The sequence below is a fragment of the Mucilaginibacter sp. GW822-FHT03E02 genome (assembly GCF_058801545.1).
Genome location: NZ_JBXANJ010000003.1, coordinates 137,500 through 163,592, shown reverse-complemented (window position 1 = coordinate 163,592; position 26,093 = coordinate 137,500). Strand labels below are relative to the sequence as shown.

Sequence of the window (26,093 nt, the reverse complement as noted above, 5' to 3'; positions counted from 1 at the left end):
CTTGGCATTAAACAAACCTTTCAATAGAGGACCAAGGCTTCCTTTTAAGAAAAAAGAAGCTGAACACAACATCAATCAATTCATTAGGGCTCAGGAAGTTCGCCTTGTAGGTGACAACGTAGAGCAAGGTATTTTTTCATTAAGAGATGCCCTTGCTATAGCGCAGGAGCAGGAACTTGACCTGGTTGAAATATCTCCGAACGCCGTACCACCGGTTTGTAAAGTAACGGACTATAACAAGTTCATTTACGAACAGAAGAAAAAGCTTAAGGAGATAAAAAGCAATGCCAAGCAAACTGTAATTAAAGAGATTCGTTTTGGGCCGAATACTGATGACCATGACTTTGAATTTAAATTAAAGCATGCCATTAAGTTTTTGGAAGCCGGCGAAAAGGTGAGGGCTTACGTACACTTTAAAGGTCGTGCCATTGTTTACAAAGAGCAGGGCGAGATATTACTACTTCGTTTTGCGCAGGCATTGGAAGATGTAGGTAAAGTAGAGCAGTTACCAAAGCTTGAAGGTAAAAGGATGTTTTTAACCCTTGCGCCTAAAGCAGCTAAAAAATAGATTTGAGATATTAGATGTGAGATTTGAGACAAAGGTGCAAACTCATAGCTAATTAAGATAATAGTTGAATATGGTGTAAGATCGAGTATGATTCTCGCACCGCAAATCTTATATCTCAAGTTTAAATAATGAATTTAATAAACGAGTTGTGAGGCAGATGAAGAGGAATGAATCTCAAATCTCAAATCTCATATCTCAAATCTAAATAAATAGTTATGCCAAAAATGAAAACCAATTCCAGTGCTAAAAAGCGCTTTAAGCTTACTGGAACAGGTAAAATCACTCGGAAGAATGCATTCAAAAGCCACATCTTAACCAAGATGTCGACTAAACGTAAGCGTAACCTTGGCCACACCAGCTTAGTTTCTAAAGCTGATAGTGGAAATGTTAAACGCATGCTTTGCATCGGAAAGTAATTCACAATTTTTATTAACCAGGTATTAGAGTTTTAAGTTCGGCTGTAAAGGCAGGCACTCACTACCAAAATCAAACAACATGCCACGTTCAGTTAACGCAGTCGCGTCGAGAAGACGCCGGAAAAGGATCATGAACCTCGCCAAAGGTTATTGGGGTTCACGCAGCAAGGTTTATACCGTTGCAAAAAACACAGTAGAAAAAGGTTTACAGTACGCTTATCGTGACCGTAAAACCAAGAAAAGAGAGTTCAGAGCTTTATGGATCCAGCGTATCAACGCCGGTGCGCGTCAGCACGGAATTTCTTACTCTCAATTAATAGGTAAATTAGCAGCAAAAGAAATCGGTTTAAACCGTAAAGTGTTAGCTGATTTAGCAATGAATCATCCTGATGCTTTCAAAGCCGTTATTGATGCAGTAAAATAATATCGAAATTTATTAACAGGAATGGCCCTTTGATTTTTCAGAGGGCCATTTTTGTTATATTTATGTTTGCGTGTAATAGAATCAAAATCCAATGTGGTATCTGTTAAAATCATTTGTTTCAGCCCTGTTTATACTTTGTTTGATAGTAATATCTATCAGTGCTAAGTCCAAAAAGAAAAGTAACAATCCGATACAGGCGGCAGATATCTCGAAAGTGATCAAACCTCCTAAACAACGCATAGAACCAGAAATAGTAAAAGATACGGTTATCACTGTGGCGTACGGATCAGTAGCGTGTACCTGTGCACAATGGATTATATACCCAAAACAAAACCGGGAGTATATTTACCTGGAACGAACTAATAAACGTTTGACAGATGCGGACGACATATCGGATGGTGCACATGTACCACTACATTTAAGAGTTACCGGCAGTTTTTATAAAAACAAGGGAATCCCTCCAAACTATCGGGAAGGTAAAGGTGGCCCCGATTCGGCGAGAATTTTTAAATACCGGAAGATTGAAATATTAAGTGCTTATTTTAGAAATAAGAAGCACTGGGGTATTAATACCAATTAGTTAAAAAAGCCGCCCTCGCGACATGCAAGGCGGCTTTTTTAACAGTCTTTTAAGATATGATAATAACCTCCGGTGTATCAAAAGATGCTTCGAATCCATTATCAAGATCCATATACTGTTTAAAGTTTTGTACGTCTTTGTCAACCATGTTTTTAAACAAGGGATTCAATACCTGCGCTATACCCGCGCCTATACCGCCTGCGGGAGGCTGATAACTGATCACAATATCAACTACAGTGCCCGTTCCGTCAACAGTATCCTGGAAACGTACTTTGCCGGCGTTATTAATGGCTGAATCGGGCAACGAACTCCAGCCTATCATCTCGTTTGGTTCATCCTTCACAATTTCGGCATGCCAGCTTACGGTTGCCATATCGGCGGGTAATTTTAAAACCCAATAAGAATACTTTGAGTCAATAATTTCCACGCTTTCCAGGTGTTTCATAAACAGCGGCAGGTTATCCAGTTTGCGCCAAAAATTATAAACCTTGTGCCTTGGCTGGTTTACCGTGAATGACGACCGGATATTAACGTTTATAGGGTTGGTAGAAAGTTTGCCAATGCGCTTATAAAGCTCACAATGCCCCGTAAGGCCGCGGTTTAACAGGTAACCACCTGCGCCAATTTTTAAAACACTTGAAAACGGGCTCGAGAAAATGTTTTTAAAGCCCGACCAGCCGAGTTTTACACCACCAATGATAGATGTATAACGTTCCGGCCAGTTCAGGTTTACCCTGTCATCGCCATAAAGTATGGGGAAATTATCTTTGTATTCAATTATGGTAGTTGCCATGTGCTTGTTTTAATGGTACTAAAACTAAACGCAAGATGGCGAGGTAAGTTTTGTTGAATTGTATTTTATAACACGAATTGTCACGAATGGTATCGAATTACACGAATAAAACACACACACCACTTTTTCAATTCGTGTAATTCGATACAATCCGCGGCAATTCGTGTCTAATTCAATTTTTCAATTCGTGTAATTCGATACCATTCGTGGCAATTCGTGTCTGTTTTTTTTAGGCCGGTGCAATTCGTGTTGATAGATTACCCGGCCCAGGTTTTTCAGAAAGGGGAGGCATACCGTGGCATACTCATACTTGTTGTCATTGTAAATACCATCTTCGTTTGATTGAACAACGGCGGTAAGTAAAAATTCCACTTGATTTTTAAAATCAACTATATAAGCGTTATCAATATTGTAGCCATAGCTGTCGCCATATTTATTAAAAATTCTAATGTTTGCATCGGGCACTGCGGTACTATCAGCGCCATAAAACAACAGTTTGCTCATTACAGGATAATTTTGTGGCCGGTTATAGGTGGGTTTCATACTTTCTGTGGGGAACATGCTCATATACTTGTAGATAAGCCGGTAATCTGCTGGTGTTAAATTAAAGCGTTGTTCCGCAGCGAAAGCTTCGGGGAAAAGCAACCGTTTTAAAACCATTTGCTGATCGGCAATGGTATAAACGTTTTTCTGGGTAAAATCAAACGGCTGCATTACGAGTTTGTCGTTCTTATCCAGGTAGCCTTTACCTTGCAGCATATTATCCAGCTGCATGGGGTAGTCGTTGCCATCAAACAAAGCCGGTTTTTGGTAAACCAGTTTATTGCCATTGTAAAAATCAATGGGGTTGGTATGTTTGGTACCTTCGCCGGTATCGTTTATCGCCAACCTGCCTATAATGCGGGTGTTGTTAAGCCGGTATTTTTTTAATTTTTTGTTAATCTCTTCGCGACCTACAAACTCGTATAAGCGGTTATAAGCATCATTATCGCTTACCAGCAGTATCTTTTTTATATAGTTTTCTATCGATGGCAACCCATTGGCCGACGATGTATCTGTTTTAACTTTAGTTTGGCCTGCGAAAGCGCTGTCGGTTATCATTGCCGAGCTTTTTGTAAAGCCCTTAATTTTAAGCTCGTTGATTTTTTCGAGCGCGAAAATGCAGGTTGGCAGCTTTACAGTACTTGCCGGATAAAAATATCGCTTTGGATTAAGCCGGTAACTGTATGATTTAAAATGTGGTATATTACTCTTGTCACGGTTGATCTGCGTATACAGGATCTGTACTTCGTTTTGTGTTGGATGGTTGAGGATGCCTTTAAACAACTCCGGATGCGATTGCAGCAGATTTTTTAGGAAGATGGTATCTGGTTGTTGGGCTAAGGTTTTTAAACCGGTTACAATCATTATTAACAGGATGCAATATTGTTTCATTATGATAAATATACGCTATGTAAACAAGTTTGCCGGCATAATAACACAAATGGCCCCGTAGGAGCCATTTGTTATAAAAAACAGATAATGTGCCGGTGCAGCAGCGGAGTCCGTTATTAAACGAATTATACTTTTTTTGGAGGCAAATCAAAAGCGATTGCATCATGCTCAAAATGACCTTTGTGCGAGCCATCGCAAAATGGTTTGTTGGCCGATAAGCCACAGCGGCAGATAGAAACTATTGTTCTGCCTTGTAAGCCATAGTTGTTGCCCTGCATATCTACAATTTCAAAATCGCCATCGATTTTTACAGATCCGTTGTTATTGATAGTAAGTTTAGTTGTTGCCATACGTTAAATTTTGGCCCAAAGTTAACCAATGCAGTGGCCTTTAAGCCTGCTATTTGCTATTTAGAAGGGTTCCGGATTGGACTGGGAATAGAATCAAGAGTTAAGACAGCTGCGGATAGTTTGGCCTTTTATTATCGCAGGCCACAAATGACAAAATGATGATGCACTATATCCGCGCTACAGAAACAGATGTTTTAGCTTTGTTATATGCGATAAAGGCTTTCGGCTTTTTGCTTTAAACTTTCTGCTTAAAATTACACTATGGAATACAGACAATTAGGAGCATCGGGATTGAGGGTTCCCGTATTAAGTTTCGGAACGGCCACTTTTGGCGGTGGCAACGAATTTTTTAAAGCCTGGGGCAATACACAAGTTGATGATGCCAAAGAACTGATTAATTTATGCCTTGATGCGGGTGTGAACTTTTTTGATACTGCGAATATATACTCAAGGGGGCTATCCGAAGAGATATTAGGCAAGGCATTAGAAGGGCTGCGTAACGAGGTGCTTATCAGCACAAAGGCGACGCTGCCTATGGGCGATGGCCCCAATGAATATGGTTCATCGCGCCTGCATCTGGTAAAACAGGCAGAAGACAGCCTCAAACGCCTGCAAACCGACCACATAGATTTATACCATATGCATAGCTTTGATGCCACAACCCCGGTTGAAGAAACCCTGCGTGCGCTTGATGACCTGGTGACCAGCGGCAAGGTGCGTTATATTGCCTGTTCAAACTTTTCGGGCTGGCATTTAATGAAATCGTTGTCGGTATCTGAACGTTACGGCTGGAGCAGGTACATTGCCAACCAGGCTTATTATTCGCTGTTAGACCGTGAATTTGAATGGGAGCTGATGCCTTTGGCTATCGATCAAAATGTGAGTACCATAGTTTGGAGTCCGCTGGCATCCGGCAAGGTGAGCGGTAAATTCAGGAGAGGGCAGCCCATACCGGCAGATTCAAGAACCGTGCAAGGCGGCGCTCACGGCCCCGCAACCAACTTCGATCGCCTATACAATATTGTTGATGTGCTGGATGAAGTGGCCGAAGAAACAGGTAAATCTGTAGCACAGGTTTCCATTAATTGGCTGTTGCAAAGGCCAACCGTTGCCAATATCATTATAGGCGCACGTAACCAGGAGCAGCTAAAGCAGAACCTGGGCGCCGTTGGCTGGAATTTGACTACCAACCAGGTAAAAAAACTGGATGCCGCCAGTGATTTGACGCCAATATATCCATACTGGCACCAACGCCAAAATCCAAAACTTATACCTCCGCCAATACAATACTAATATTATTATTTACTCAAGTGCCGTAGAAGCAGATTTTAAAGTGGTCGGTATGTGAGTTTGAATCATCATGTTTAATTGCGTAAAAACACGTGCGTAAACTGTTCAAATACCGTGTTTCTACTAATCTGATAACAACAGGGGATCTCTATTTTTACAAAGTAGACAGTTAATAGTTAATAATTTAATGCTCCTAAACATTATCCTTTAAAAACAAGCCAGTTTCCTGCCGGCTTGTTTTTTTGTTTTAAAGCAAGCCGATTGAGATGACAACGGGCCGAGGTAACAGTTAAATTACAATGGTATTCAAAAAAAATAGCCTGTTTTCTTCGATGCTTTACAAAACTTAGCTAATTTGCCTGCCTGCCCTAACGGGCAATGCTTTATAAACCAATTTACCTTTTACCTATGCTTAACCGAAGACAGTTCATCCAGAATACGTCAGTTGCCGGGACAAGTTTTTTACTTGCGCCCCAACTTTCAAAGGCAGCCGGTTTTTTCAAAGGTTCGCCCAACGAAAAAGTAGTTTTAGGCTCTATGGGCACCAATAGCCGCGGCCTGTACCTGGCACAGAGCTATGCTAAAATTCCGAATGTAGAGATAGGGTATATCTGCGATGTGGACTCCAAAGTAGTGGATAGAACCATTGACGAGATTTATAAAATAACAGGCAAACGGCCAAAAGGAATTACCGATATCCGCAAAATGCTGGAAATAAAGGACATCGACGCCGTTGTTGTTGCGCCGCCCGATCATTGGCACGCCCCTGCAACCATTATGGCTTGCCAGGCCGGTAAACATGTTTATGTTGAAAAGCCCTGCAGCCATAACCCACACGAGGGCGAGATGGCTGTTGAGGCCGCAAAAAAATACAATCGCCTGGTACAGATGGGTAGTCAGCGGCGCTCATTCTCCAATGTACAAGCCATGGTGAAAGAATTGCATGATGGCGTTATTGGCCGTACCTATTATGCCAAAGGCTGGTACACCAACCACAGGCTAAGCATTGGGCATGGCAAGCAAGTGCCCGTGCCCGCGAATTTAAACTACGATTTGTGGCAGGGCCCGGCCCCACGAAAACCCTACCAGGATAACCTGATACACTATAACTGGCACTGGTTTTGGAACTGGGGAACCGGCGAGGCCCTGAACAACGGTACCCACGAGCTGGATGTGATCCGCTGGGGCTTGGGTGTGGATTATCCTAACAAAGTAGTATCAACCGGAGGCCGTTTCCATTTTAATGACGACTGGCAAACGCCCGATACCCAAAATATCCTGTATAATTTCCCCAACAATACCGCTGCCGAATGGGAAAGCCGAAGCAGCAACGGTTTTAATATTGAGCAATTAAGCCGTGGGGTAGTATTTTATGGCGATAAAGGCACCCTGTTTTACGGCAGCGGCAACGGCTACCAGGTTTACGATGGCGATAACAAGCTGGTGAAGGAAGTTAAAGACGATACTAAAGTTGATGGCACCAACAAAGTTAGCCCAACCGAGGCACTTGACGGTTTTCACCTGAAAAATTTTATCGATGGTGTAAGGGGAGTAGCGCCGCTGAACTGCCCCATCGAAATTGGTTTTAAATCGACCCTGCTGCCGCAATTGGGCAATATATCATACCGCGTTGACCGCGTGCTGCACATTAACCCAACCAACGGCCATATCCTGAATGACCCCGAAGCCCAAAAACTTTGGAGCCGGGAATATGAAAAGGGTTGGGAGGTGAAGGTGTAAAACGCCATTATTGCCTCATTCCTCACCAGTATGTCATTGCGAGGAACGAAGCAATCCCGTAGAAATGCATCTCCGCCAAGTAAGCGAAGAGGTTGCCGCGCTACGCTCGCAATGACATAGTTTAATAATTTGAATAACAATACCATACCATGAAAAAATACATCTATCCTTTAGCTCTTTTACTTGCTACAGCCTCATTAACCCAGGCGCAAACAAAAATATTTGACGGCAAAACGCTCAAAGGCTGGAAACGCCTTGCAGGTACCGCCGATTACAAGGTAGAAGATGGGGCCATTGTGGGCACCACCGTTTTAAATTCCGGTAACACCTTTTTGGTTACCGAAAAAGAATACGGCGATTTTATTTTAGAGCTGGATGCCAAAATAGAAAGCAAACTGAGCAACTCTGGCGTGCAAACACGCAGCCATTATAACCCGGCCGGTCACGATGGCAAGGGGCTGGTTTATGGCCGACAGTTTGAAATTGATCCATCGGACCGTAAATGGACAGGTGGTATTTATGACGAGGGCCGTCGCGATTGGCTATACCCGTTAGATTTGAATGCCGCTGCCAAAGATGCCTTTAAAGTAGGCGAATACAACCACATCCGTATTGAGTGCATCGGTAACGAAATGAAAACCTGGGTAAACGGAATTCCGACCGCTGATGTGGTAGATACTATCGACACCAAAGGCTTCATTGCCTTACAGGTTCATGCGGTGAGCGACGAAAAACAAGCCGGTAAAAAAGTATATTTCAAAAACTTTAACCTGCAAACTACCAATCTGAAATTAAAGCCATTTCCTAAAAATGTGTATGTGGTAAACCTGCAACCCAACAGCATCACCGCTGCCGAAAAAGCAGCCGGTTGGAAGCTGTTATATGATGGCAAAACCAGTGCCGGCTGGCGCGGTGCAACCCTCAAAACCTTCCCTAATCATGGCTGGGAAGTTGCCAATGGTACCATGCATGTACTGCCATCTGCCGGTAAAGAAGAATCGGGCGGCGGCGATGTGGTTACTGATGATAATTACAGCGCCTTTGACCTGTCGTTTGAGTTTAAGCTGACGCCGGGGGCCAACAGCGGTGTTAAATACTTTGTCACCCTGAGTGAAGTTACCACAGGCTCGGCCATAGGCCTGGAATACCAGGTATTGGATGACAAGCTGCACCCCGATGCCAAACTTGGCCGCGACGGCGACAGGACGCTGGCTTCACTATATGACCTGATTAAAGCCAACAAACAGGAACGCTTTGTACATCCCATTGGTGCCTGGAACACCGGCAGGGTGGTTGTTTACCCCAATAACCATGTAGAACACTACCTGAATGGTGTAAAGGTATTGGAGTACGAACGCGGCTCAAAGGCCTTTAAAGACCTGGTTGCCATCAGCAAATACACCATCTGGAAAAACTTTGGCGAAGCCCCTCAAGGGCACTTGCTTATACAAGACCATGGTAACGAGGTGTTTTTCAGGAGCATAAAGGTGAAGCCCCTCTAAATCTCCCCTAAAGGGGAGACTTCAAAAAAGGAAGTCGTTAAAATTAAAAGTGCTCTTAAGTCTCCCCTTCCGGGGGAGATTTAGAGGGGGCTGGGCTGTGCTTACAACGAATTCCTCAACGTTACATTAAAAGGAACCGCGAAATGTTCATGGCAATTGCTCAACGCAAACTCAGCTGTTTTGCTGCCCATGAGTTTAAAATCGGTTGATATGGTGGTGATGCCATCCAAAATAATCTCCTTAAGGGCTGTCTCGTTGTAAGATATAACGCCCACATCCTTAGCTACTTTCAAGTCGGATGCGATGATCTTCTTGATCAGCTCTACCAGGTCATCTTCTGTGAGGCTGATGTATACTGTATCTTTCTGGATGGTTTCTATTGCTGATGATTCAACTACTTCGTAGTCAAAGGCGTATTGCCTGCAAAAATTAAGGAAACCTTTCAGTATCTCTTTAGAATGGTATGTTTTACCGGGAAATATCAGTTTAATGTTATGATACTTGGTTAGTTTGTGTGTAAGGCTTTTAAGTGCTTCATAAACATCCGATGCAAAATTTTCATAAATGGCGGCAAACTTGCCGTTTATAGCCGGTACCAGGTTATCTAACAGGATCAGTTTATCCTTGGGGATCGTGTTGATGATCTCATGCGCCTTGGTTTCGTTATCCAAAAAATGGGGGATAATAATGTATTTGGCGTAGTCGCTGTTAAAGCTTTCGGCCATTATCTTTTTAAAAAAGTAAAAGTCGTTATTGTAAATGTAAAAATCGATGGTCGCCAGTTCGCCAATTGTGTCTACAAAGGCATCGTAAATCAATTTTTTATGAGCGCTTAACTTGTTGAATAACAGGAAGATCTTCAACGGCTTCTGAAAGTCCGTATTCGATATAAAAAAGCCCTTGCCCGGTACAGAACTTACTATCCCTTTGTCCTTCAATTCTTTATAAACTCTTTCTATAGTATTTCGCGAGGTGTCTAAAGCAAAACTTAAATCATTGATAGATGGTAGCATATCATCTTTAACGATATCACCACTTTCGATAGCCCTGATAATGGCGTTTGAAAGCTGCAGGTATTTGGGAGTGATGGAATACTCGTCGATAGATAATATTTTAAGATAGTTCTTCACGCTTTACAATTGGGTTACACAAATGTAATATTACAGGGTTGTATTTTTTGTTTAAAAAGATAGTAGGGGATGGCGAGGGTGTTTGTCTGAACGGAATTTGTCGAATTGAAGAATTTGTAGAATTAAAAAAGCAAATTCGATAAATTCAACAAATTCCGGTTTGACTTGTCTCAGACAAATTCTGTATACTCTTAAATTCTGAAGTCAATTCAGACAACTGGATTCTCTGAATAATCTTTCCACAGTTCATCCAGTGTTTTGCCGGTTTGTTGTTTCCAGGTGTCGTCGGTAAATGTATGGTCGCGCATTTTGCCATCGAAAGTTTTCACAATTCCGGGCTTGCCTTTTTCAAGCCAGGCCAGGAAACGCGCTGTAACCCGGTAGCTGTTATCATAGTTTTGCGTGGCCTTGTAAGCAGGTAACAACCAGTTTGCTGCCGGGTTGTTAACGCCAAATTTAAATCGGGCATAATCGGCAATCCCCTCTGTTAACCAACCCGGGCCGGTGCTTTGGCCATAATCCTGTACAATATGCATTACTTCGTGCGTTACCACATCGATGTCCTGGGGGCGTTGATGCATCCAGCGCGAGCTTATGGTAACAATGCCGTTTGCAGTTTCGGCAACGCCTTTGTAACTGGTATCTATGATCATAGTAACAGCCTTCAGTGTTTTTTTGTTGTAGGCATTTGCCAGTTCAGGATATACTTTATAAAATGTGTTTATCAGTTTGGTTTTCAGCGCAGTATCAAGCGTATTGTCATAGTTGATAAAAGTTAGCTTGTAACCGTTTTTGTTGTAAGTACTGGTTTGCTGCGCACACGAAGCACCTGCCATCAGCATTAAAAATAAGATAGATAAGATTGATGTTTTTTTCATTGTTTTGGATAAAATAGATTGAATTTCAAAACTACCATTTTAAATTAAACCCGAATATTAATACCATTCGTTTATCAGTATCGTTACATAAAAAGTTATTAATTTTGCCCGCATAACATTCATGGGAATTATCCCGACATCTATGACCGATAGCAACAATTTATACCAGTTGGCAGTTACATTATTGCAGCAACTGATATCTATACCATCATTCAGTAAAGAAGAAGACCGTACAGCCGATCTGATTAACGAGTTTTTACAACAATATGGCGTAACAACCCATCGTAAGCTTAACAACATCTGGGCCTGGAACAGGCATTTTGATCCGGCAAAGCCAACAATACTGCTCAACTCACATCACGATACCGTAAAACCCAATTCAGGTTACACACGCGACCCATATGATGCCAAAATTGAAGACGGCAAACTATTTGGCCTTGGCAGTAATGATGCCGGCGGTTGCCTGGTATCGTTGATAGCGGTATTCCTTTATTTTCACGACAGGGAAAACCTGAAATATAATTTTTGCCTGGCTACCACTGCCGAAGAGGAAATCTCTGGGGTAAACGGACTTGAACTCATCATCCCCGACCTCGGCAAGCTTGATTTCGGAATAGTAGGGGAGCCTACCCAGATGCAGCTGGCCATTGCCGAACGTGGTTTAATGGTGCTGGATTGTACCGCTCATGGCCGCGCCGGCCACGCAGCCCGCGAGGAAGGCGAAAATGCAATCTATAAAGCACTAACAGATATTGAATGGTTCCGCAGTTTTAAGTTTCCTAAAGAATCGGAAGTTTTTGGGCCTATCAAAATGTCGGTTACTATTATCAACGCAGGTTCGCAGCATAATGTGGTACCGGCAAGTTGTGTGTTTACCGTTGATGTTCGGGTTACCGATGCCTACCGCAACGAGGAGGTTTTGGAAATCATCCGGCAGCATGTAAGCTGCGATGTAAAGCCAAGATCTATCCGGCTAAAACCATCATCAATTCCCCGGGAGCATGCTATTGTACAGGCAGGTATAGCTTTAGGCCGGACAACGTATGGCTCGCCAACCACCTCAGATCAATCGTTGCTGGATATCCCATCGATCAAAGTTGGCCCCGGCGACTCAGCAAGGTCACATACTGCTGATGAGTTTGTATATATTGACGAGATAAGGGAAGGCATTGAGTTGTATATTAAGATGTTAGAGAGTATTAATTAGCGCATAGCGCCTAAGCCCCCTAACCCCCTGAAGGAGGAACCATAGTTGCAAATTCAAATTAGCAATTCAAAAAGTTCCCCCTTCAGGGGGTTAGGGAGCTTAATGGGTTAGGGGGCTCGCAGCTAATGCTATGCCGATGCCCAAAAGTACCGCAATCATTTTTCGTAAGTTAAATTTGTGATCGGCGCTTGATTCAAACAAAATTGTGGTGGATATGTGCAGGAAGATACCAATTACCACGCCCATTATCCGGTTAAAGTAATGCTGCAGGTTACCAATATTACTGGTGCTTAAGGTATTGCTAAAAAAGTAGCCCGCCGGCGCCATTACGGCAAATAACAAAATGAAAAACACCGTTTTATTACGGCCTTGTTTGTTGGTGAGCAGTACAGTACCTAAAGCAAACGCCGCCGGTATATGGTGCAGTGCTATGCCATAAACCAACTGATCCTGGTTGCCTTGTGCCAATGGCATACCCTCTAAAAAAGCATGCAGGCAAAGGCTTACCATAATGCCCACCGGAAAAACCACAAGGTCGTGCTGGTGTTTGTGCATGTGGCCGTGCTCAATGCCGTCCGAAAACAGTTCTAAAACAATCTGGAAAAGAAAACCGATCAGGATAAACACCCCTACATAATTATCATTGCCGTGGTAAGCATCGGGTATCAAATGCAAAACGGTTATGCCAAACAGGTATGCCCCGCTAAACGACAGCACAAGTTTGAGCATTTTATGATTATCGCCCCTGAATAAAAAAACAGATAAGCCACCAAAGGAGGCGCTTAAAAACAACAGTAAAACTTTCCAGATCTCCATTAAAAGGCAGGTTGTATTTTTTTGAAAATATAGGCAAACAGCATCCCCACAAGCGAGCCGTAAATAGCACCGCAAATGACATCAACAGGGAAATGCACGCCCACGTAAACTTGCGCAAATGATACCAGCGCGGCCCAGAAAATTGCAGCAAACCATACCCAGCGCCATTTTTTGCCAAAAACAAGGCATAAAAATATAGCCATGGCAAAATGATCGGTCGCGTGGGTTGATGGGAAGCTGTACCCGGTTCCGCATGGAATGCGGTTAATATCAGTTAAACCAACCACCGGATCGCGGCAGGGGCGAAGCCTTTGTACCTGGTGTTTGATGAGGGTAGCGCTTGTAAAATCAGCAAAGCCTGCTGTGGTTGCTAACAGGATGATGATTATAGCGCCCACTTTTTTATATCGCCATAAAGAAAAAACAATAATGAAAATATATAGCGGAATCCAGAATTTAGGATTACGGAACCAGGGCATAACCAGATCAAAGAACGGATTGGCCAGGTCGTGGTTGATGAAATAAAATAAATGCCGGTCGAGTTGTAAGATGTAATCTGGCATTGATGCAAATTGAATTTTATATTTTCGTCCAAAGTTATTAAATACTTTAAAACAAGTTTTATAACAAGCGCCCAATAAAAACTAAAACATAGGTTAGTTTACCGGCTACATGCGGATTGACCCGCTTAAACACTATACTTTTAAAAGATAAACAGCTATAAAGTAGTTTTTAACGCCGTTTAAGCTGTTTTTCGCTGAGCAAACGTTTGCAGAAAAATATAATTTGTACAAGGCAATCGCTTAAATATTTTACTTTTGTGCAACAAAAACATTACAATTTTGACACTTATAAAATCAATTTCGGGAATACGCGGTACCATTGGTGGTGCTGCCGGCGATGGTTTAACACCGCTGGATATTGTAAAATTTACATCGGCTTACGGTGCCTGGGCAGTTAAAAAATCGGGGATCAAAAAAATTGTGATAGGCCGCGATGCCCGCATATCGGGCACCATGGTTAATAACCTGGTAGTGGGTACTTTACAAGGCCTTGGCATTGATGTAATAGATCTTGGCCTTTCAACTACGCCTACTGTTGAAGTTGCAGTTACAGGCGAGCAGGCGGCAGGCGGCATTATACTAACAGCAAGCCATAACCCAAAACAATGGAACGCGCTTAAACTGCTTAATGCCGATGGTGAATTTATAAGTGATGCGGATGGTAAAGAAGTATTAGAAATTGCCGAAAACAGCGATTTTAAATATGCCGATGTAAACGACCTTGGTAAGGTTACCCTGGATGATAGCTGGCTGCAAAAACATATTGACCTTGTACTGGCATTGCCACTGGTTGACGTGGAAGCTATTAAAAAGGCCGATTTTAATATTGTAATTGATTGTGTAAATTCTACCGGTGGTATTTTTGTACCAGCCTTGCTTAAGGCATTGGGTGTAAAAACCGTTCACGAATTATATTGTGAGCCCGATGGGAATTTTCCACACAATCCCGAACCTTTGCCCGAGAACCTTACAGCCTTGTCAAAAGAAGTTTTAAATAAGCGCGCCCATTTAGGGATAGCTGTTGACCCGGATGTTGATCGCCTTTGCTTTGTTTGCGAGGATGGCAATATGTTTGGCGAGGAGTATACCCTGGTTGCTGTGGCCGATTACGTGTTGCAGAATAATTTGGGTAATACGGTATCCAACCTGTCGTCAACCCGTGCTTTGCGCGATGTTACCGAAAAGGCAGGCGGCGAATATCATGCGTCGGCAGTAGGCGAGGTGAACGTGGTTAACAAAATGAAAGCAGTTAACGCTGTTATCGGCGGCGAAGGTAATGGTGGTATTATTTACCCCGAAATACACTACGGCCGCGATGCTTTAGTTGGTATAGCCTTGTTTTTAACCCACCTGGCTAAATATGGCAAGTCGGTTTCAAACCTGCGTCAGTCATATCCCGGTTATTTTATTTCGAAAAATAAGATCACTTTAACCCCTGAAATGGACATTGATGCCCTTTTGATCAAGGTTGAAGAAAAATATATGAAACAACCGCACTCAACAATTGACGGTTTGAAAATAGAATTTGATAAAGAATGGGTACATTTGCGTCGTTCAAACACTGAACCGATTATCCGTATTTACTCTGAGGGCAATTCAGAAACGGTTGCAAACGGATTGGCAAATAAGATAATCGCAGATATTAAAGAGATTTTGAATTAATTATTGAATTATTGATTTACTGAATTATTGAGTTAGGAATTAGCCCAGTCATTGAATTATTAATTTAATAAATAGTTTTTACAAGTTAACTGACCCATTTGTTGAAGGATTGAATTGATGAATTGTTGAGTTTGCTCTTCAAATCACTAATTCAGTAAATCAATAAATCAATAATTACTATAACGATGCGTGTTTATTTTGATAATGCTGCTACTACGCCGCTTGACCCTGAAGTTTTAAAAGAAATGTATAAAGTGATGGAAAACCATTATGGTAATCCATCTTCAATTCATTCGCACGGCAGGGAGGCACGCACGCTAATCGAAAGATCGCGCAAAACCATAGCCGGGCTGCTGCATACTTCGCCTGCCGAGATATTTTTTACCTCGAGCGGCACCGAAGCCGATAATACAGCCATCAGATGCGGCATAATTGATCATAACATTACCCATGCCATAACCAGCCATATTGAGCACCATGCCGTATTGCATACGCTGGAGGCGATGGAAAAATCGGGTATTATCAAGTTAAGTTTTGTTAACGTTGATAGTAAAGGCAATGTAGATTATGATCACCTGGAGACTTTATTGAAGGATAATGCCAGGAGTTTTGTATCTATTATGCATGCCAACAACGAGATTGGAACCCTATCGGATATGAACCGCATTGGCGACCTTTGCGAGGCTTATAACGCCATTTATCATTGCGATACGGTACAAACTATGGGGCACTATCAGCACGACCTGAGTAAGCTTAAAACTCATTTTTTGGTTTGCGCCGGTCATAAACTGCATGGGCCTAAGGGTGTTGGATTTTTACACATCAACCATCGCATTAAAATAAAGCCTTTGATATATGGCGGCTCGCAGGAGCGCAACATGCGTGGCGGTACCGAAAATATTTACGGCATTGTTGGCCTGGCCAAAGCTTTGGAGCTGGCTTATGCCGAAATGGAGCAACACCAGGCACATATCCAGGGCTTAAAATCATACATGCTGGGCAAATTGGCCAGCGAAATCCCCGGCGTAAACTTTAACGGCGAAATTGATCCTGAAAAAAGCTTATATACGGTACTTAACGTAGCTTTCCCCGAAATGGAAATGGCCGATATGTTGTTATTTAATTTAGATATCAGCGGCATATCAGCATCAGGCGGCAGCGCTTGCAGTTCGGGCACCGATATTGGCTCGCACGTACTTACATCGATAGGTGCAAGCTCATCAAGGCCTTCGGTGAGGTTCTCTTTCTCCAAATACAATACCAAAGACGAAGTTGATTTTACCGTAGCCAAGGTAAAAGAGCTTTGCTTGGTAAGCGCGTAAACTGCGTCGCATAGAGGGGCGAAAAAATAAAAAATGAGCTTCACCCTCTTTGCGGCTTCAGCCGGAGAGAGGGTCGGCCAGCGTAGCGTAGCCGGGGTGAGTAGTAGCCAGCGTTCAAAACCAATGTTTATGTAAACCCTAACAAGTCATGGGTAGCCTGCAGAAGCATAGCGGGCAAAGGCCTCTCCGCGCGACCCTTCGACAGGCTCAGGGTGACAGGCCTACGCACCTCGAAAGTTTAACATGTCATGGGTAGGAACGAAGGCTCTATCCGTGAACTTTTCTATCGGTCATGCACAGCTTATAGATCCTTCGTACCTCAGGATGACAGGAAAGTTGCAGTCCGCTGTTGCCCGCACTACGCTTGTAATGACATGTTTATAAATAGTTGACTGCCAATATCGAATATCCGTCATTGCGAGGCACGAAGCAATTCCCTACATGCTACCCACATAGTTCGGGATTGCTTCGTGCCTCGCAATGACGGTAGTTTGAAAAATTCGTTTACCTTTCCCTCGCACTGCGCATCTAAATCTGCACACTTTTATTTGAAAGTTATTTTCTTAATTCGAAAACAATATGGCATTTTAATAGGTTTAATTAATTAACAACTAAAATTAAAACCTATGAATATGCATAATGAAACCTGGGAAAACCAGGATAGCAATTACCAAAATGCTCATTCAGTTCCGGTAAACAAAGGCGATGCCCATAACAGCAACCGCGATTTGGAAGACGAAGGTGATGATCTGGACGAAGAATTTGATGTAACCAACGAGTATCCAAACGAAACTCCCGAGGAACGTAAAACCAGGACAGAAGGTGTAGGTAGCCATAGCCAGGCCGAAGTTGACCAGCCAACCAAAAGCGCCGATACATCTTACAGCGAACAAACCGACGTAACCCCACCAAATAAGAAAGAATTTCCATCAGTTGGGCCAGCTAAAACAGATTTTGCCAGCCGCCCGCAGGGCCGCACAACAGGCCGTATGGTAGGGCATGAGCCGGGTACCGAAGGTATATAGGTTTACGAGCTTGAATTGATTATAACATCGTGCCGACCACCAGTCGGCTTTACTAACCAAACAGAACTCGCTGCTTGAAAATAAGGAGGGGCTATCCGTACCGGCCGGCCTCTTCTTTATCGCTCTTTCGGGATAATATATAGAACAATAATGAGTTTATATTTTATACAACGAGGATAAAATCCCAGCTACAAAAGCGGGTGCCCAGACTTATCACCGACTGAATTCATAACCATGAATAATTTTAGAATTAATAACCTAAAATATAAAGGAGGATAAGATCATGAGAAAGTATGGAGAACTAAACCAAAACCAGGCTAATAACCTGTGGATGAGGGACGCTAACATTAACGCAGATATGACGGCGGGTAATCATACGCTTGAAAGGAATGGCCCCAACAGAAAAAACCTGAAAGTTTTACACGAGGACGGGAGCTTTGCCGATTTTCCTGATCGCGATATACCAGGAGCCGGTGCACTATCGGGCTGTATAACAAAATAAATTTTTATAACACACAAAGAAAGGGTACCCAAAACGGATACCCTTTCTTTTGTTATAAACTAACAAAGCAAAATTTGCTTTAAAATCATTCAGGCTTTCACTTAAATTGACGCCAGGCTAACCCCGGTAAGCTGGCCGGCAAAGGCAACAAACGCCTTTCCTTCGGTTATTTGCAATTGGTTATCAATAAGGCTTTGTAAATTAACTTTTCCGATAACAAATTTATAATCGCCAGAGTAGTAGCGTTCTTTTATCGAAATAAATTTCAAATCTTCTACCAACCGCTCGTCATCATACCTTAAATAGATATCAAACTCCACATCGTTGGTAAATTGAAGTCCTGTTTTTTCTTTGGCTTTTTTGTACTCGTATTGGTAGCTATAACGCAAAGCAGCTATATCTGATAGTACGGCCGATCCGGTAGGGTGGCCACCGGCGCCTTTTCCGAAAAAGAATTGCTGATCGGCAAAGGCGGCTTGTACTGTTACCCCATTGTACTCGTACTCCACGTTATATAAAAACTCGGTACTGTTAACAAATTTAGGCAATACAAACATGGCCACATTGCTATCATCCAATTCTTTAGCTACCGGAACCAGTTTAATTTTCAGGTTCTTTTCGCGGGCGTATTGTAAATCCTGGGCAGCAAGGTTCTGAATGCCTAAATTGAAAACCTCATCTGGCTGTACTATTACGCCATAGGCATGTGCCGCCGCAATAACCAGCTTATATTTGGCATCGTAACCGCCTACGTCGCTGGTGGGGTCGGTTTCGGCAAAACCAAGGTCTTGCGCCTGTTTAAGGGCGCTATCATAATCAAGGCCTTCAATAAAGCCTTTAGATAAAATATAATTTGATGATCCGTTAAAAATTCCGCTTATGGAGTGTAGTAATTCATTATCATAATACTCTTCCAGGTTACGGATAATAGGGATGCTACCACAAACCGCGCCTTCGTATAATAATGAAGTGCCGTGTTTGTGCTGTAGCTCAATCAGCTCTTCCAAATGAAGCGCTATCATTTTTTTACTGGCCGATACTACATTTTTGCCGCTGCTTAATGCTCTTGATACAATTTCAAAAGCCGCCTCGGTATCGTTAATTAATTCTACAATGGTATTAATCTCCGGGTTGTTTAGCAACTCGTCTCTATCTGTAGTAAATAAATCTGCCGGCAGGGAACGCTCTTTATGCGGATCCTTGATAGCAAATTTTACAATTTCGATGTTTAAATTTTTTGTCTTGATGATATCATATAATCCCTGTCCAACTACGCCAAATCCAAATAATCCTATACTTAACTTTTTACTCATTACGCTGTACGTTGCAATTCTATAATTTTTCCTTTTACATCAGTTTTAAAAAACGATGTAATAATATTTGTTAATGCTTCTGTTTCAATTAAAAAACCATCGTGGCCATAAAACGAATCCAATTCGGCAAAGGCCGATTTGGGAATATGCCTGAACAGGTATTCCTGCTCCTCGATAGGGAATAGCACATCCGATTTGATGCCAATAACCAAAGTACGGGCCTTGATAAGGCTTAATGCCTTCTCAACTCCATTACGGTTGCGGCCCACGTTGTGCGAATCCATCACTTTGGTTAAATACCAATAGCTGTAGGCATTAAACCGGTTCACCAGTTTTTGGCCCTGGTATTCCTGGTAGGTTGACGCCTTAAAATTATCGGTTTTGCTATCAACCTCCTCCTGTTGTGTAATACCGTAAGTTTTATAGGTACGGTAGGAGAGCAGTGCTATACTCCTGGCAGCCTTTAATCCGTTTAGCCCGCCTTCAATAGTGTTATTGTTAAAAGTCGCGTCGGCGCTTAAAGCCAAACGCTGCGACTCATTAAAGGCTATACCCCATGGCGAATGGCGCGCGTTGGTAGCTATCAAAATAAGGTTTTTGATACGGTTTGGTTCGATAATACCCCATTCAACAGCCTGCTGACCGCCCAATGAGCCACCAATAAGGATATGAATATTGCCTACGCCCAAATGGTCGGCTAATAACTGGTGGGCCTTAACAATGTCCCTGATAGTAAACTGGGGGAATGTTAAAAAATATGGCAAACCAGTTTCAGGATTTGTACTTAACGGATTAGTTGTACCATATGGCGAACCCAAAATATTGGCACAAACTATAAAATGTTCTTCGGGGTTGAATTTATTTGCGGTGCCCACAAAACCTTTCCACCAATCAAAAACATCGGCATTGGCCGTTAGCGCGTGGCATACCCATACCACGTTGTCCCGCTCTTGGTTTAAGCGGCCATAAGTATGAAAGCCTATCTCCAGTTGCTGTAGTTGTTCGCCAGATTCCAGCTCAAAAGTTTGTGTGTACTTAAATATTTCTGTATTCATTCTATCTTACTTTCAGTCGAAAGTCTTGAGTCTTAAGTTCTAAGTGTTTTGTTTTTGACTCAGAACTTAAGACTTTAGACTCAAGACTTTAAACCAATTCGGCCTGCGCCTCTTTTATTTTGGCAAATGCCTGTTCAAAATCTGCTTTTATATCGTCAATATGCTCAATACCAACTGCTACCCGTAACGATGTTGGGGTAACGCCCGCCGAAAGCTGTTCTTCATCAGATAGCTGCTGATGTGTTGTGGCCGATGGCTGTATAATGAGCGTTTTTGCATCGCCCACATTGGCCAGGTGGCTCACCAGTTTCAGGCTATCTATTAATTTACCCGCTGCTTCTTTATCGCCATCAATCTCGAAAGATAACACCGCTCCAAAACCATTTTTCAGATATTTTTTTGCTAATTCGTGGTACGGCGACGATGCTAATCCCGGATAGTTTACTGATGCTACCTGCGGATGCTGGTCAAGCCATTTAGCCAGTTCCAGTGTATTATCTACATGGCGTTGCACCCGTAGTGATAGTGTTTCCAGTCCCTGTATATTCAGCCATGAATTAAACGGCGATTGCGAAGGGCCAAAATCGCGTAAGCCTTCTACACGGGCACGAATAATAAACTGAATGTTACCAAACGGACCGCCAATGCCAAACACATCTGCAAAAACCAACCCGTGGTAACCTTCGGATGGCTGGGTAAATTGCGGGAACTTGCCGTTGCCCCAGTTGTAGTTACCGCCATCAACAATAACACCGCCAATGCTGGTACCATGGCCGCCAATCCATTTGGTGGTTGATTGCACCACTACACTTGCGCCATGCTCCAACGGGCGGAATAAATAGCCGCCTGCTCCAAAGGTATTATCAACAATCAGCGGCAGGTCGTGCTTTTTGGCCAATGCGCCAACTTTATCAAAGTCGGCAATTGTAAAGCCGGGATTACCTATAGTTTCCAGGTAAATGGCTTTGGTTTTATCATCTATTAAAGCTTCAAGGCTTTCGGCAGTATCGTCTTTGGCAAAACGCACATCAATGCCTAAGCGTTTAAAGGCAACTTTAAACTGGTTGTAAGTGCCGCCGTATAAAAAGGGCGAGGTCACAAAATTATCGCCGACCTGTAAAATGTTATTTAACGCTAAAAACTGGGCAGCCTGTCCCGATGCGGTGGCTAAAGCTGCAACACCGCCTTCTAAAGCGGCAATGCGTTTTTCAAACACATCGGTAGTGGGGTTCATTAAGCGGGTATAAATATTGCCAAACTCCTTTAGCGCAAACAAGTTGGCGCCATGTTCGGCGTTTTTAAATACGTACGATGTAGTTTGATAAAGTGGTACCGCGCGTGAACCTGTAGTAGGGTCAACTTCCTGGCCGGCGTGTAATTGTAAGGTTTCGAATTTTAAGGCTGACATAGTTGTAGATTTTTAAAAGGTTATAATTAAATTTTGTTGTTTAGATGGATTTTTGACAAGCTGATAAAATATTTACCAGTTTTACAACACGTATGTTTTCAGGGATTGAAAAAGGGACGTATTAAAGCATCAACAGCAGCAACACATACAAATGCAGCCAATAATCGGGCTAATGCGTTGTATGTTACCGTTTTGGGTATTAAAAATGTTGCTTGTAGTAATTGTAATTAAACTTTTCATGGCTATAAATTTATATCCCCCGGTGTTATTTGCCGGGACAGGAATTGGCACCTTCTTCAAAACTGAAGGGTTGCCAGCGGGTCATTGAGCCTGATCTCTCGCCGCTTCTTTATAAATCAATACCCGAACTATGCGGAGAATTGATTGACTATGGTATCGCTACCAAATAATGTTGCGAATATAAGGGGTTATTTATTTAAATACAAAATTTTATTTTTATAAAAGGGTAAAGGTAAAAGGCGAAAGGTAAAAGGTTTTGTGTCAACCTATCTCACAACATGACAAAAATACCCTTTGCCCTTAACCTTTCGCCTTTTGCCAAAAAAGGGCTTAAGCGAGAGCCTGCTCCAAATCCTCCACCAAATCATCAATATGTTCTAACCCCACCGAAACACGCAATAAATTCCTTGGTGTTTTGGTGTCGGGGCCCTCTACGGTTGCGCGGTGCTCTATTAAGCTTTCCACGCCGCCTAAGCTGGTTGCTTTAGTGAATATTTTGAGTTTGTTGATGAGGTTGTGCGTATCGTTTTCATCGCCCTTAACAATAAACGAAAGCATGCCGCCGAAAGCCAACATCTGCTCCCTGGCAATTTCATGCTGCGGATGCGATGCCAAGCCGGGATATAATACCTGTTCTACTTTAGGATGCTTTTCTAAAAATTCAGCTAATAGTTGCGCATTGTGTACATGGCCCTTAACCCGGTAAGGCAAGGTTTTAATACTGCGTGCCAGCCAGAAACAGTCGGTTGGGGAAGGGATAGCGCCGCCCATTTCCTGTATCAGGCGTATTTTTGCCCACCACTCGTTTTTTTCTGCGGTGATTAATGCGCCGCCCATTAAATCGCTGTGCCCGCCAAAATATTTGGTGGCCGAGTGCATTACTATATCGGCACCCAAAGCTAATGGTTGCTGGCATATAGGTGTGGCAAAGGTATTGTCAACAACAACTTTAATGTTATTCGCCCTGGCAAAGGCAACTACTTTTTTTATGTCGGTTATCTTGAGCAACGGGTTTGAGGGCGTCTCAACCCAAATCACCCCGGTTTCGGGCCTGATGTGTTGTGTTAAAACATCAATATCATTAACGTCAACAAAATCAAAAGTTAAAATACCCGCGAAGAGGTTTTTAAGCTGATTACGCAAGCCATGGTACATATCATCCGGGCAAATAATGTGCGTACCGGGGGCCAGCGACTGGAATACCGACATGCCCGCCGCGTTACCAGATGAAAATGATGCTGCATCGGCGCCACCCTCTAATTTGGCTATAACGTTTTCAAGCAAGGCCCGGTTAGGGTTTGATGCCCTGCTGTAAATATGCCCGCCGGGAAAGCCGCCATCTTCGTCACGTTCAAAAGTGGTCGACATGACAATGGGTTGTATTACGGCTTTTGATGATCCGTCTACATGGTTGCCTGCGTGTATAGCTATAGTTTCAGTTTTCATGAAAAATATTTGCAGCAAACTTAGTATTCCAATTTGCAATAATATTATCTTAGGGTAAAAAAAATTAAATATGAATATTCGAGGTATCCCTATGGCATCTATTGTTTTATTCGTTTATGCCCTGGTTAATTTGGTGATCAAATACTTTTATCCGTTATCATATCATTTAATTCATCCATACTTAGATGGGGGCCTAATTGGAGCCATGTTTGTTTACGGGTTGTACTACGCTAATATATATGTTGGCGCATGGGTAAATAACAGGAAAGAGGAAGTCGCGAAATAATAAGTCTGTGGCAGTCATGCCGCTTTATTATTTAACCAGAATTATTTCTAATACGGGTGTAGCGGTAAGCTAAAGGTTTGCGTAATGATAAAAAAAACTTCATGAAAAACCTGTACCTGCCCGTTATTATACTACTATTACTGGTTGTATCCTGTAAAAAAGAAGACATCGCCAAACAAAGCGAATATGATGCCAGCTACAAAGCCTGGATAAGTTTCAAAAACAGCAGCAAAAACTCATATTCCTATACAACAACCTTTGGCTCGTGGGTAGGTTTTGGTGTTACTATCAAAGTAGCTGTAAGCAATGGTAAAGTTGTTTCGCGTGATTACGTCAAAATACAGTCGCGCAATGATGGCACTAATAAAATCGACACCGTTAAAACCTGGCATGAAGATGCTGCCACCATAAATTCGCACCCAAATGACGCCGCCGATGCACTTACGATAGATGGCATTTACTTAAAGGCCCGTACCGAATGGCTTAAGGTTGATGCCGCAACCAATGATATTATATTTGAAGCAAAAAACAACGGCCTTATTTCAGACTGCGGTTACGTGCCTCGCAATTGCGTCGACGATTGCTTTAGAGGGGTAAGCATTACGGCCATAACCGCTATTTAAGCTTAAAGCCGAAAGCAAAAGGCCGAAAGCTAATCCAAATTCTTGTTTAGGCTTTTTGCTTTCAGCCTTTAGCTTTCGGCTTTCTCCAATTAGCCTTTTGCTTTCAGCCTTCTGCTTTAAGCTTTCCACACTCATAATCTTATTGTAAAGATGCCTCTTGCTTTAGGCCCTGGGCTTTAAGCTTTCCGCTTTTTTAGTACATTTGTTCAAAGTTTTTTGAATGGAAGCTGAGCATAATTTACAGTTATTATTACAAAATCCCGACCTGCCTGCTGATTTAAAGCACATTGCCGAAAAGGTACAGCGCAGCGAAAGGATTACCTTTGATGAATGTGTTACGTTATATGAGCAGGGCGACCTCGGTTACCTTGGTGTTTTGGCCAACTACATCCGCGAAAAGCGCCATGGCGATAAAACTTATTTCAACCGTAATTTCCATATCGAACCTACCAATCTTTGTGTTTACGATTGCAAATTTTGCTCGTACTCGCGGCTGCTTAAACAAAAAGCCGAGGGCTGGGAGTATACCATGGACGAAATGTTTAACATGGTAACCAAATACGATGACGAACCCGTAACCGAAGTACATATTGTAGGTGGCGTACTGCCGCAATACGACGTGCCTTTTTACCAGGAACTTTTCAGCCGCATCCGTACCCATCGCCCCGAATTACACATTAAGGCCTTAACGCCGGTTGAATACCATTACATTTTCAAAAAAGCCAAAATTGACTACGCCACAGGCATGCGCCTGATGATGGAGGCTGGTTTAGGCTCGATACCAGGCGGAGGGGCCGAGATTTTCCACCCGGAGGTTCGTGATTTGATTTCAAAAGATAAATGTACCGGCGACCAATGGCTGGCCATACACGAGGAATGGCATAAACTGGGTGGCCGCTCAAACGCCACCATGCTTTACGGCCATATCGAAAAATTCCATCACCGGGTTGACCATATGGAACGCTTGCGCCAGCTGCAGGATAAAACAGGCGGTTTTCAAACATTTATCCCGCTGAAATTCCGCAACCAGGATAACCAGATGTCGCACGTACCCGAATCAACGGTTGTTGAAGATTTGCGTAATTATGCTGTCGCGAGGATCTATTTGGATAATTTCGACCATATTAAGGCGTATTGGGCCATGATTAGCCGTACCACGGCGCAGCTTTCACTCAATTTTGGAGTAGATGATATTGATGGCACCCTTGACGATACCACCAAAATTTACTCGATGGCAGGTGCCGAAGAGCAACACCCCGGCATGAGCACCAAACAACTGGTGGAATTGATTAAGCATGTAGGCAGGTACCCTATTGAGCGCGATACGCTTTATAACGTAGTTACCGATTACAATGATTTTGAATTTCCTGAAACCCAGCCCAAGCCGCAATATTACAAGCTGCCGGTAATAAATTAAGCTAAACAAAAGCCTAAAGCTGAAGGCTTAAAGCAAAAAGCTTTTAATAAAACGTAAAATATCAGACCTGCGTAAAGCTTTAAGCTTTACGCTTCAATAAAAA

Annotated in this window: 25 protein-coding genes and 1 riboswitch; of the genes, 14 read left to right on the top strand and 11 right to left on the bottom strand. The window is 42.8% G+C overall.

Features of this window, described 5'->3' with window-relative positions; genetic code table 11:
• The first annotated feature begins 1 nt into the window (after nucleotide 1).
• From infC to AC1RM2_RS33215, 4 genes are all read left to right on the top strand, one after another.
• Complete coding sequence (infC, locus tag AC1RM2_RS33230; protein ID WP_090647343.1) at nucleotides 2–568, top strand: translation initiation factor IF-3; 567 nt, start codon at nucleotides 2–4, stop codon at nucleotides 566–568.
• 215 nt (nucleotides 569–783) lie between these two features.
• The gene (rpmI, locus tag AC1RM2_RS33225) at nucleotides 784–984 is read left to right on the top strand and encodes a 50S ribosomal protein L35 (protein WP_090647347.1); all 201 of its coding nucleotides are present in this window, start codon (nucleotides 784–786) and stop codon (nucleotides 982–984) included.
• A gap of 79 nt (nucleotides 985–1,063) precedes the next feature.
• Nucleotides 1,064–1,408 (top strand): 50S ribosomal protein L20, encoded by a 345-nt coding sequence (gene rplT, locus AC1RM2_RS33220; RefSeq protein ID WP_076369188.1) that lies wholly within the window; start codon nucleotides 1,064–1,066, stop codon nucleotides 1,406–1,408.
• A gap of 91 nt (nucleotides 1,409–1,499) precedes the next feature.
• Nucleotides 1,500–1,988, top strand: a complete 489-nt coding sequence (locus tag AC1RM2_RS33215; RefSeq protein WP_492989426.1) for a hypothetical protein — start codon at nucleotides 1,500–1,502, stop codon at nucleotides 1,986–1,988.
• A 49-nt stretch (nucleotides 1,989–2,037) separates the two neighbouring features.
• Here AC1RM2_RS33215 and AC1RM2_RS33210 read toward each other — a convergent pair whose 3' ends face one another.
• From AC1RM2_RS33210 to AC1RM2_RS33200, 3 genes are all read right to left on the bottom strand, one after another.
• Nucleotides 2,038–2,781 (bottom strand): SRPBCC family protein, encoded by a 744-nt coding sequence (locus AC1RM2_RS33210; protein WP_492989425.1) that lies wholly within the window; start codon nucleotides 2,779–2,781, stop codon nucleotides 2,038–2,040.
• A gap of 180 nt (nucleotides 2,782–2,961) precedes the next feature.
• Nucleotides 2,962–4,215, bottom strand: a complete 1,254-nt coding sequence (locus AC1RM2_RS33205) for a serine hydrolase (protein ID WP_492989424.1) — start codon at nucleotides 4,213–4,215, stop codon at nucleotides 2,962–2,964.
• A gap of 125 nt (nucleotides 4,216–4,340) precedes the next feature.
• Nucleotides 4,341–4,565, bottom strand: a complete 225-nt coding sequence (locus AC1RM2_RS33200) for a CDGSH iron-sulfur domain-containing protein (RefSeq protein WP_090647357.1) — start codon at nucleotides 4,563–4,565, stop codon at nucleotides 4,341–4,343.
• A gap of 261 nt (nucleotides 4,566–4,826) precedes the next feature.
• Here AC1RM2_RS33200 and AC1RM2_RS33195 point away from each other — a divergent pair, with 261 nt between their 5' ends.
• The 3 genes from AC1RM2_RS33195 to AC1RM2_RS33185 all read left to right on the top strand — a co-directional run bounded on the left by AC1RM2_RS33195 (nucleotide 4,827) and on the right by AC1RM2_RS33185 (nucleotide 9,097).
• Nucleotides 4,827–5,858, top strand: a complete 1,032-nt coding sequence (locus tag AC1RM2_RS33195; protein WP_492989423.1) for an aldo/keto reductase — start codon at nucleotides 4,827–4,829, stop codon at nucleotides 5,856–5,858.
• Nucleotides 5,859–6,263: 405 nt separating this feature from the next.
• The gene (locus AC1RM2_RS33190) at nucleotides 6,264–7,595 is read left to right on the top strand and encodes a Gfo/Idh/MocA family protein (RefSeq protein ID WP_492989422.1); all 1,332 of its coding nucleotides are present in this window, start codon (nucleotides 6,264–6,266) and stop codon (nucleotides 7,593–7,595) included.
• A 149-nt stretch (nucleotides 7,596–7,744) separates the two neighbouring features.
• Nucleotides 7,745–9,097 (top strand): 3-keto-disaccharide hydrolase, encoded by a 1,353-nt coding sequence (locus AC1RM2_RS33185; RefSeq protein WP_492989421.1) that lies wholly within the window; start codon nucleotides 7,745–7,747, stop codon nucleotides 9,095–9,097.
• A gap of 101 nt (nucleotides 9,098–9,198) precedes the next feature.
• On the opposite strand, the gene AC1RM2_RS33180 is transcribed toward AC1RM2_RS33185, so the two are convergent.
• Together AC1RM2_RS33180 and AC1RM2_RS33175 are read right to left on the bottom strand one after the other, a co-directional pair.
• Nucleotides 9,199–10,227 (bottom strand): GntR family transcriptional regulator, encoded by a 1,029-nt coding sequence (locus AC1RM2_RS33180; protein ID WP_477363771.1) that lies wholly within the window; start codon nucleotides 10,225–10,227, stop codon nucleotides 9,199–9,201.
• Nucleotides 10,228–10,436: 209 nt separating this feature from the next.
• Nucleotides 10,437–11,105 carry a basic secretory protein-like protein gene (locus AC1RM2_RS33175; RefSeq protein WP_492989420.1) on the bottom strand — a complete coding sequence of 223 codons (669 nt, stop codon included), beginning with the start codon at nucleotides 11,103–11,105 and terminating at the stop codon, nucleotides 10,437–10,439.
• A gap of 142 nt (nucleotides 11,106–11,247) precedes the next feature.
• Here AC1RM2_RS33175 and AC1RM2_RS33170 point away from each other — a divergent pair, with 142 nt between their 5' ends.
• Nucleotides 11,248–12,312: a M20 family metallo-hydrolase gene (locus AC1RM2_RS33170; protein WP_492989419.1), complete on the top strand. Its 1,065-nt coding sequence runs from the start codon at nucleotides 11,248–11,250 to the stop codon at nucleotides 12,310–12,312.
• A 99-nt stretch (nucleotides 12,313–12,411) separates the two neighbouring features.
• On the opposite strand, the gene AC1RM2_RS33165 is transcribed toward AC1RM2_RS33170, so the two are convergent.
• Both AC1RM2_RS33165 and AC1RM2_RS33160 read right to left on the bottom strand, forming a co-directional pair.
• Nucleotides 12,412–13,128, bottom strand: a complete 717-nt coding sequence (locus AC1RM2_RS33165) for a ZIP family metal transporter (protein ID WP_492989418.1) — start codon at nucleotides 13,126–13,128, stop codon at nucleotides 12,412–12,414.
• The gene (locus AC1RM2_RS33160) at nucleotides 13,128–13,691 is read right to left on the bottom strand and encodes a phosphatase PAP2 family protein (protein ID WP_492989417.1); all 564 of its coding nucleotides are present in this window, start codon (nucleotides 13,689–13,691) and stop codon (nucleotides 13,128–13,130) included. The genes AC1RM2_RS33165 and AC1RM2_RS33160 overlap by 1 nt, the downstream gene beginning before the upstream one ends.
• A gap of 279 nt (nucleotides 13,692–13,970) precedes the next feature.
• On the opposite strand from AC1RM2_RS33160, the gene glmM reads away from it, so the two are divergent.
• From glmM to AC1RM2_RS33140, 4 genes are all read left to right on the top strand, one after another.
• Nucleotides 13,971–15,353: a phosphoglucosamine mutase gene (gene glmM / locus AC1RM2_RS33155; protein WP_492989416.1), complete on the top strand. Its 1,383-nt coding sequence runs from the start codon at nucleotides 13,971–13,973 to the stop codon at nucleotides 15,351–15,353.
• Between the two features lie 185 nt (nucleotides 15,354–15,538).
• Nucleotides 15,539–16,675 (top strand): cysteine desulfurase family protein, encoded by a 1,137-nt coding sequence (locus AC1RM2_RS33150; RefSeq protein WP_492989415.1) that lies wholly within the window; start codon nucleotides 15,539–15,541, stop codon nucleotides 16,673–16,675.
• 626 nt (nucleotides 16,676–17,301) lie between these two features.
• Complete coding sequence (locus AC1RM2_RS33145; RefSeq protein ID WP_492989414.1) at nucleotides 17,302–17,700, top strand: hypothetical protein; 399 nt, start codon at nucleotides 17,302–17,304, stop codon at nucleotides 17,698–17,700.
• Between the two features lie 283 nt (nucleotides 17,701–17,983).
• A complete protein-coding gene (locus tag AC1RM2_RS33140; RefSeq protein ID WP_492989413.1) occupies nucleotides 17,984–18,202 on the top strand; it encodes a hypothetical protein in 219 nt (72 codons plus the stop codon).
• Between the two features lie 101 nt (nucleotides 18,203–18,303).
• On the opposite strand, the gene AC1RM2_RS33135 is transcribed toward AC1RM2_RS33140, so the two are convergent.
• The 4 genes from AC1RM2_RS33135 to AC1RM2_RS33120 form a co-directional block, all read right to left on the bottom strand.
• Complete coding sequence (locus AC1RM2_RS33135) at nucleotides 18,304–19,515, bottom strand: homoserine dehydrogenase (protein ID WP_492989412.1); 1,212 nt, start codon at nucleotides 19,513–19,515, stop codon at nucleotides 18,304–18,306.
• Nucleotides 19,515–20,570: a homoserine O-acetyltransferase family protein gene (locus tag AC1RM2_RS33130; protein ID WP_492989411.1), complete on the bottom strand. Its 1,056-nt coding sequence runs from the start codon at nucleotides 20,568–20,570 to the stop codon at nucleotides 19,515–19,517. The genes AC1RM2_RS33135 and AC1RM2_RS33130 overlap by 1 nt, the downstream gene beginning before the upstream one ends.
• Nucleotides 20,571–20,658: 88 nt before the next feature.
• Nucleotides 20,659–21,978, bottom strand: coding sequence for an O-acetylhomoserine aminocarboxypropyltransferase/cysteine synthase family protein (locus tag AC1RM2_RS33125; RefSeq protein ID WP_492989410.1), 1,320 nt, complete (start codon nucleotides 21,976–21,978; stop codon nucleotides 20,659–20,661).
• Nucleotides 21,979–22,225: 247 nt separating this feature from the next.
• Nucleotides 22,226–22,336: riboswitch (SAM riboswitch) on the bottom strand.
• Nucleotides 22,337–22,548: 212 nt separating this feature from the next.
• Nucleotides 22,549–23,664, bottom strand: a complete 1,116-nt coding sequence (locus AC1RM2_RS33120) for a trans-sulfuration enzyme family protein (RefSeq protein ID WP_492989409.1) — start codon at nucleotides 23,662–23,664, stop codon at nucleotides 22,549–22,551.
• A 387-nt stretch (nucleotides 23,665–24,051) separates the two neighbouring features.
• Between AC1RM2_RS33120 and AC1RM2_RS33115 the strand changes: the two genes are divergently transcribed.
• Complete coding sequence (locus AC1RM2_RS33115; RefSeq protein ID WP_492989408.1) at nucleotides 24,052–24,573, top strand: hypothetical protein; 522 nt, start codon at nucleotides 24,052–24,054, stop codon at nucleotides 24,571–24,573.
• A 220-nt stretch (nucleotides 24,574–24,793) separates the two neighbouring features.
• Entirely contained in the window at nucleotides 24,794–25,990 is a 1,197-nt protein-coding gene (mqnE, locus tag AC1RM2_RS33110; protein WP_492989407.1) for an aminofutalosine synthase MqnE, read from the top strand.
• Nucleotides 25,991–26,093 lie beyond the last annotated feature (103 nt).

Bases quoted from the DNA above. Each gene is read 5' to 3' on its own strand.
- AC1RM2_RS33195 (WP_492989423.1), top strand. From the start codon at position 4,827: ATGGAATACAGACAATTAGGAGCATCGGGATTGAGGGTTCCCGTATTA.
- AC1RM2_RS33165 (WP_492989418.1), bottom strand. From the start codon at position 13,128: ATGGAGATCTGGAAAGTTTTACTGTTGTTTTTAAGCGCCTCCTTTGGT.
- AC1RM2_RS33150 (WP_492989415.1), top strand. From the start codon at position 15,539: ATGCGTGTTTATTTTGATAATGCTGCTACTACGCCGCTTGACCCTGAA.
- AC1RM2_RS33175 (WP_492989420.1), bottom strand. From the start codon at position 11,105: ATGAAAAAAACATCAATCTTATCTATCTTATTTTTAATGCTGATGGCA.
- AC1RM2_RS33135 (WP_492989412.1), bottom strand. From the start codon at position 19,515: ATGAGTAAAAAGTTAAGTATAGGATTATTTGGATTTGGCGTAGTTGGA.
- AC1RM2_RS33215 (WP_492989426.1), top strand. From the start codon at position 1,500: ATGTGGTATCTGTTAAAATCATTTGTTTCAGCCCTGTTTATACTTTGT.
- AC1RM2_RS33205 (WP_492989424.1), bottom strand. From the start codon at position 4,215: ATGAAACAATATTGCATCCTGTTAATAATGATTGTAACCGGTTTAAAA.
- AC1RM2_RS33125 (WP_492989410.1), bottom strand. From the start codon at position 21,978: ATGTCAGCCTTAAAATTCGAAACCTTACAATTACACGCCGGCCAGGAA.
- AC1RM2_RS33145 (WP_492989414.1), top strand. From the start codon at position 17,302: ATGAATATGCATAATGAAACCTGGGAAAACCAGGATAGCAATTACCAA.
- rpmI (WP_090647347.1), top strand. From the start codon at position 784: ATGCCAAAAATGAAAACCAATTCCAGTGCTAAAAAGCGCTTTAAGCTT.
- AC1RM2_RS33130 (WP_492989411.1), bottom strand. From the start codon at position 20,570: ATGAATACAGAAATATTTAAGTACACACAAACTTTTGAGCTGGAATCT.
- AC1RM2_RS33200 (WP_090647357.1), bottom strand. From the start codon at position 4,565: ATGGCAACAACTAAACTTACTATCAATAACAACGGATCTGTAAAAATC.
- AC1RM2_RS33140 (WP_492989413.1), top strand. From the start codon at position 17,984: ATGAGAAAGTATGGAGAACTAAACCAAAACCAGGCTAATAACCTGTGG.
- AC1RM2_RS33210 (WP_492989425.1), bottom strand. From the start codon at position 2,781: ATGGCAACTACCATAATTGAATACAAAGATAATTTCCCCATACTTTAT.
- rplT (WP_076369188.1), top strand. From the start codon at position 1,064: ATGCCACGTTCAGTTAACGCAGTCGCGTCGAGAAGACGCCGGAAAAGG.
- AC1RM2_RS33170 (WP_492989419.1), top strand. From the start codon at position 11,248: ATGACCGATAGCAACAATTTATACCAGTTGGCAGTTACATTATTGCAG.
- AC1RM2_RS33160 (WP_492989417.1), bottom strand. From the start codon at position 13,691: ATGCCAGATTACATCTTACAACTCGACCGGCATTTATTTTATTTCATC.
- AC1RM2_RS33190 (WP_492989422.1), top strand. From the start codon at position 6,264: ATGCTTAACCGAAGACAGTTCATCCAGAATACGTCAGTTGCCGGGACA.
- AC1RM2_RS33120 (WP_492989409.1), bottom strand. From the start codon at position 23,664: ATGAAAACTGAAACTATAGCTATACACGCAGGCAACCATGTAGACGGA.
- AC1RM2_RS33115 (WP_492989408.1), top strand. From the start codon at position 24,052: ATGAAAAACCTGTACCTGCCCGTTATTATACTACTATTACTGGTTGTA.
- mqnE (WP_492989407.1), top strand. From the start codon at position 24,794: ATGGAAGCTGAGCATAATTTACAGTTATTATTACAAAATCCCGACCTG.
- AC1RM2_RS33185 (WP_492989421.1), top strand. From the start codon at position 7,745: ATGAAAAAATACATCTATCCTTTAGCTCTTTTACTTGCTACAGCCTCA.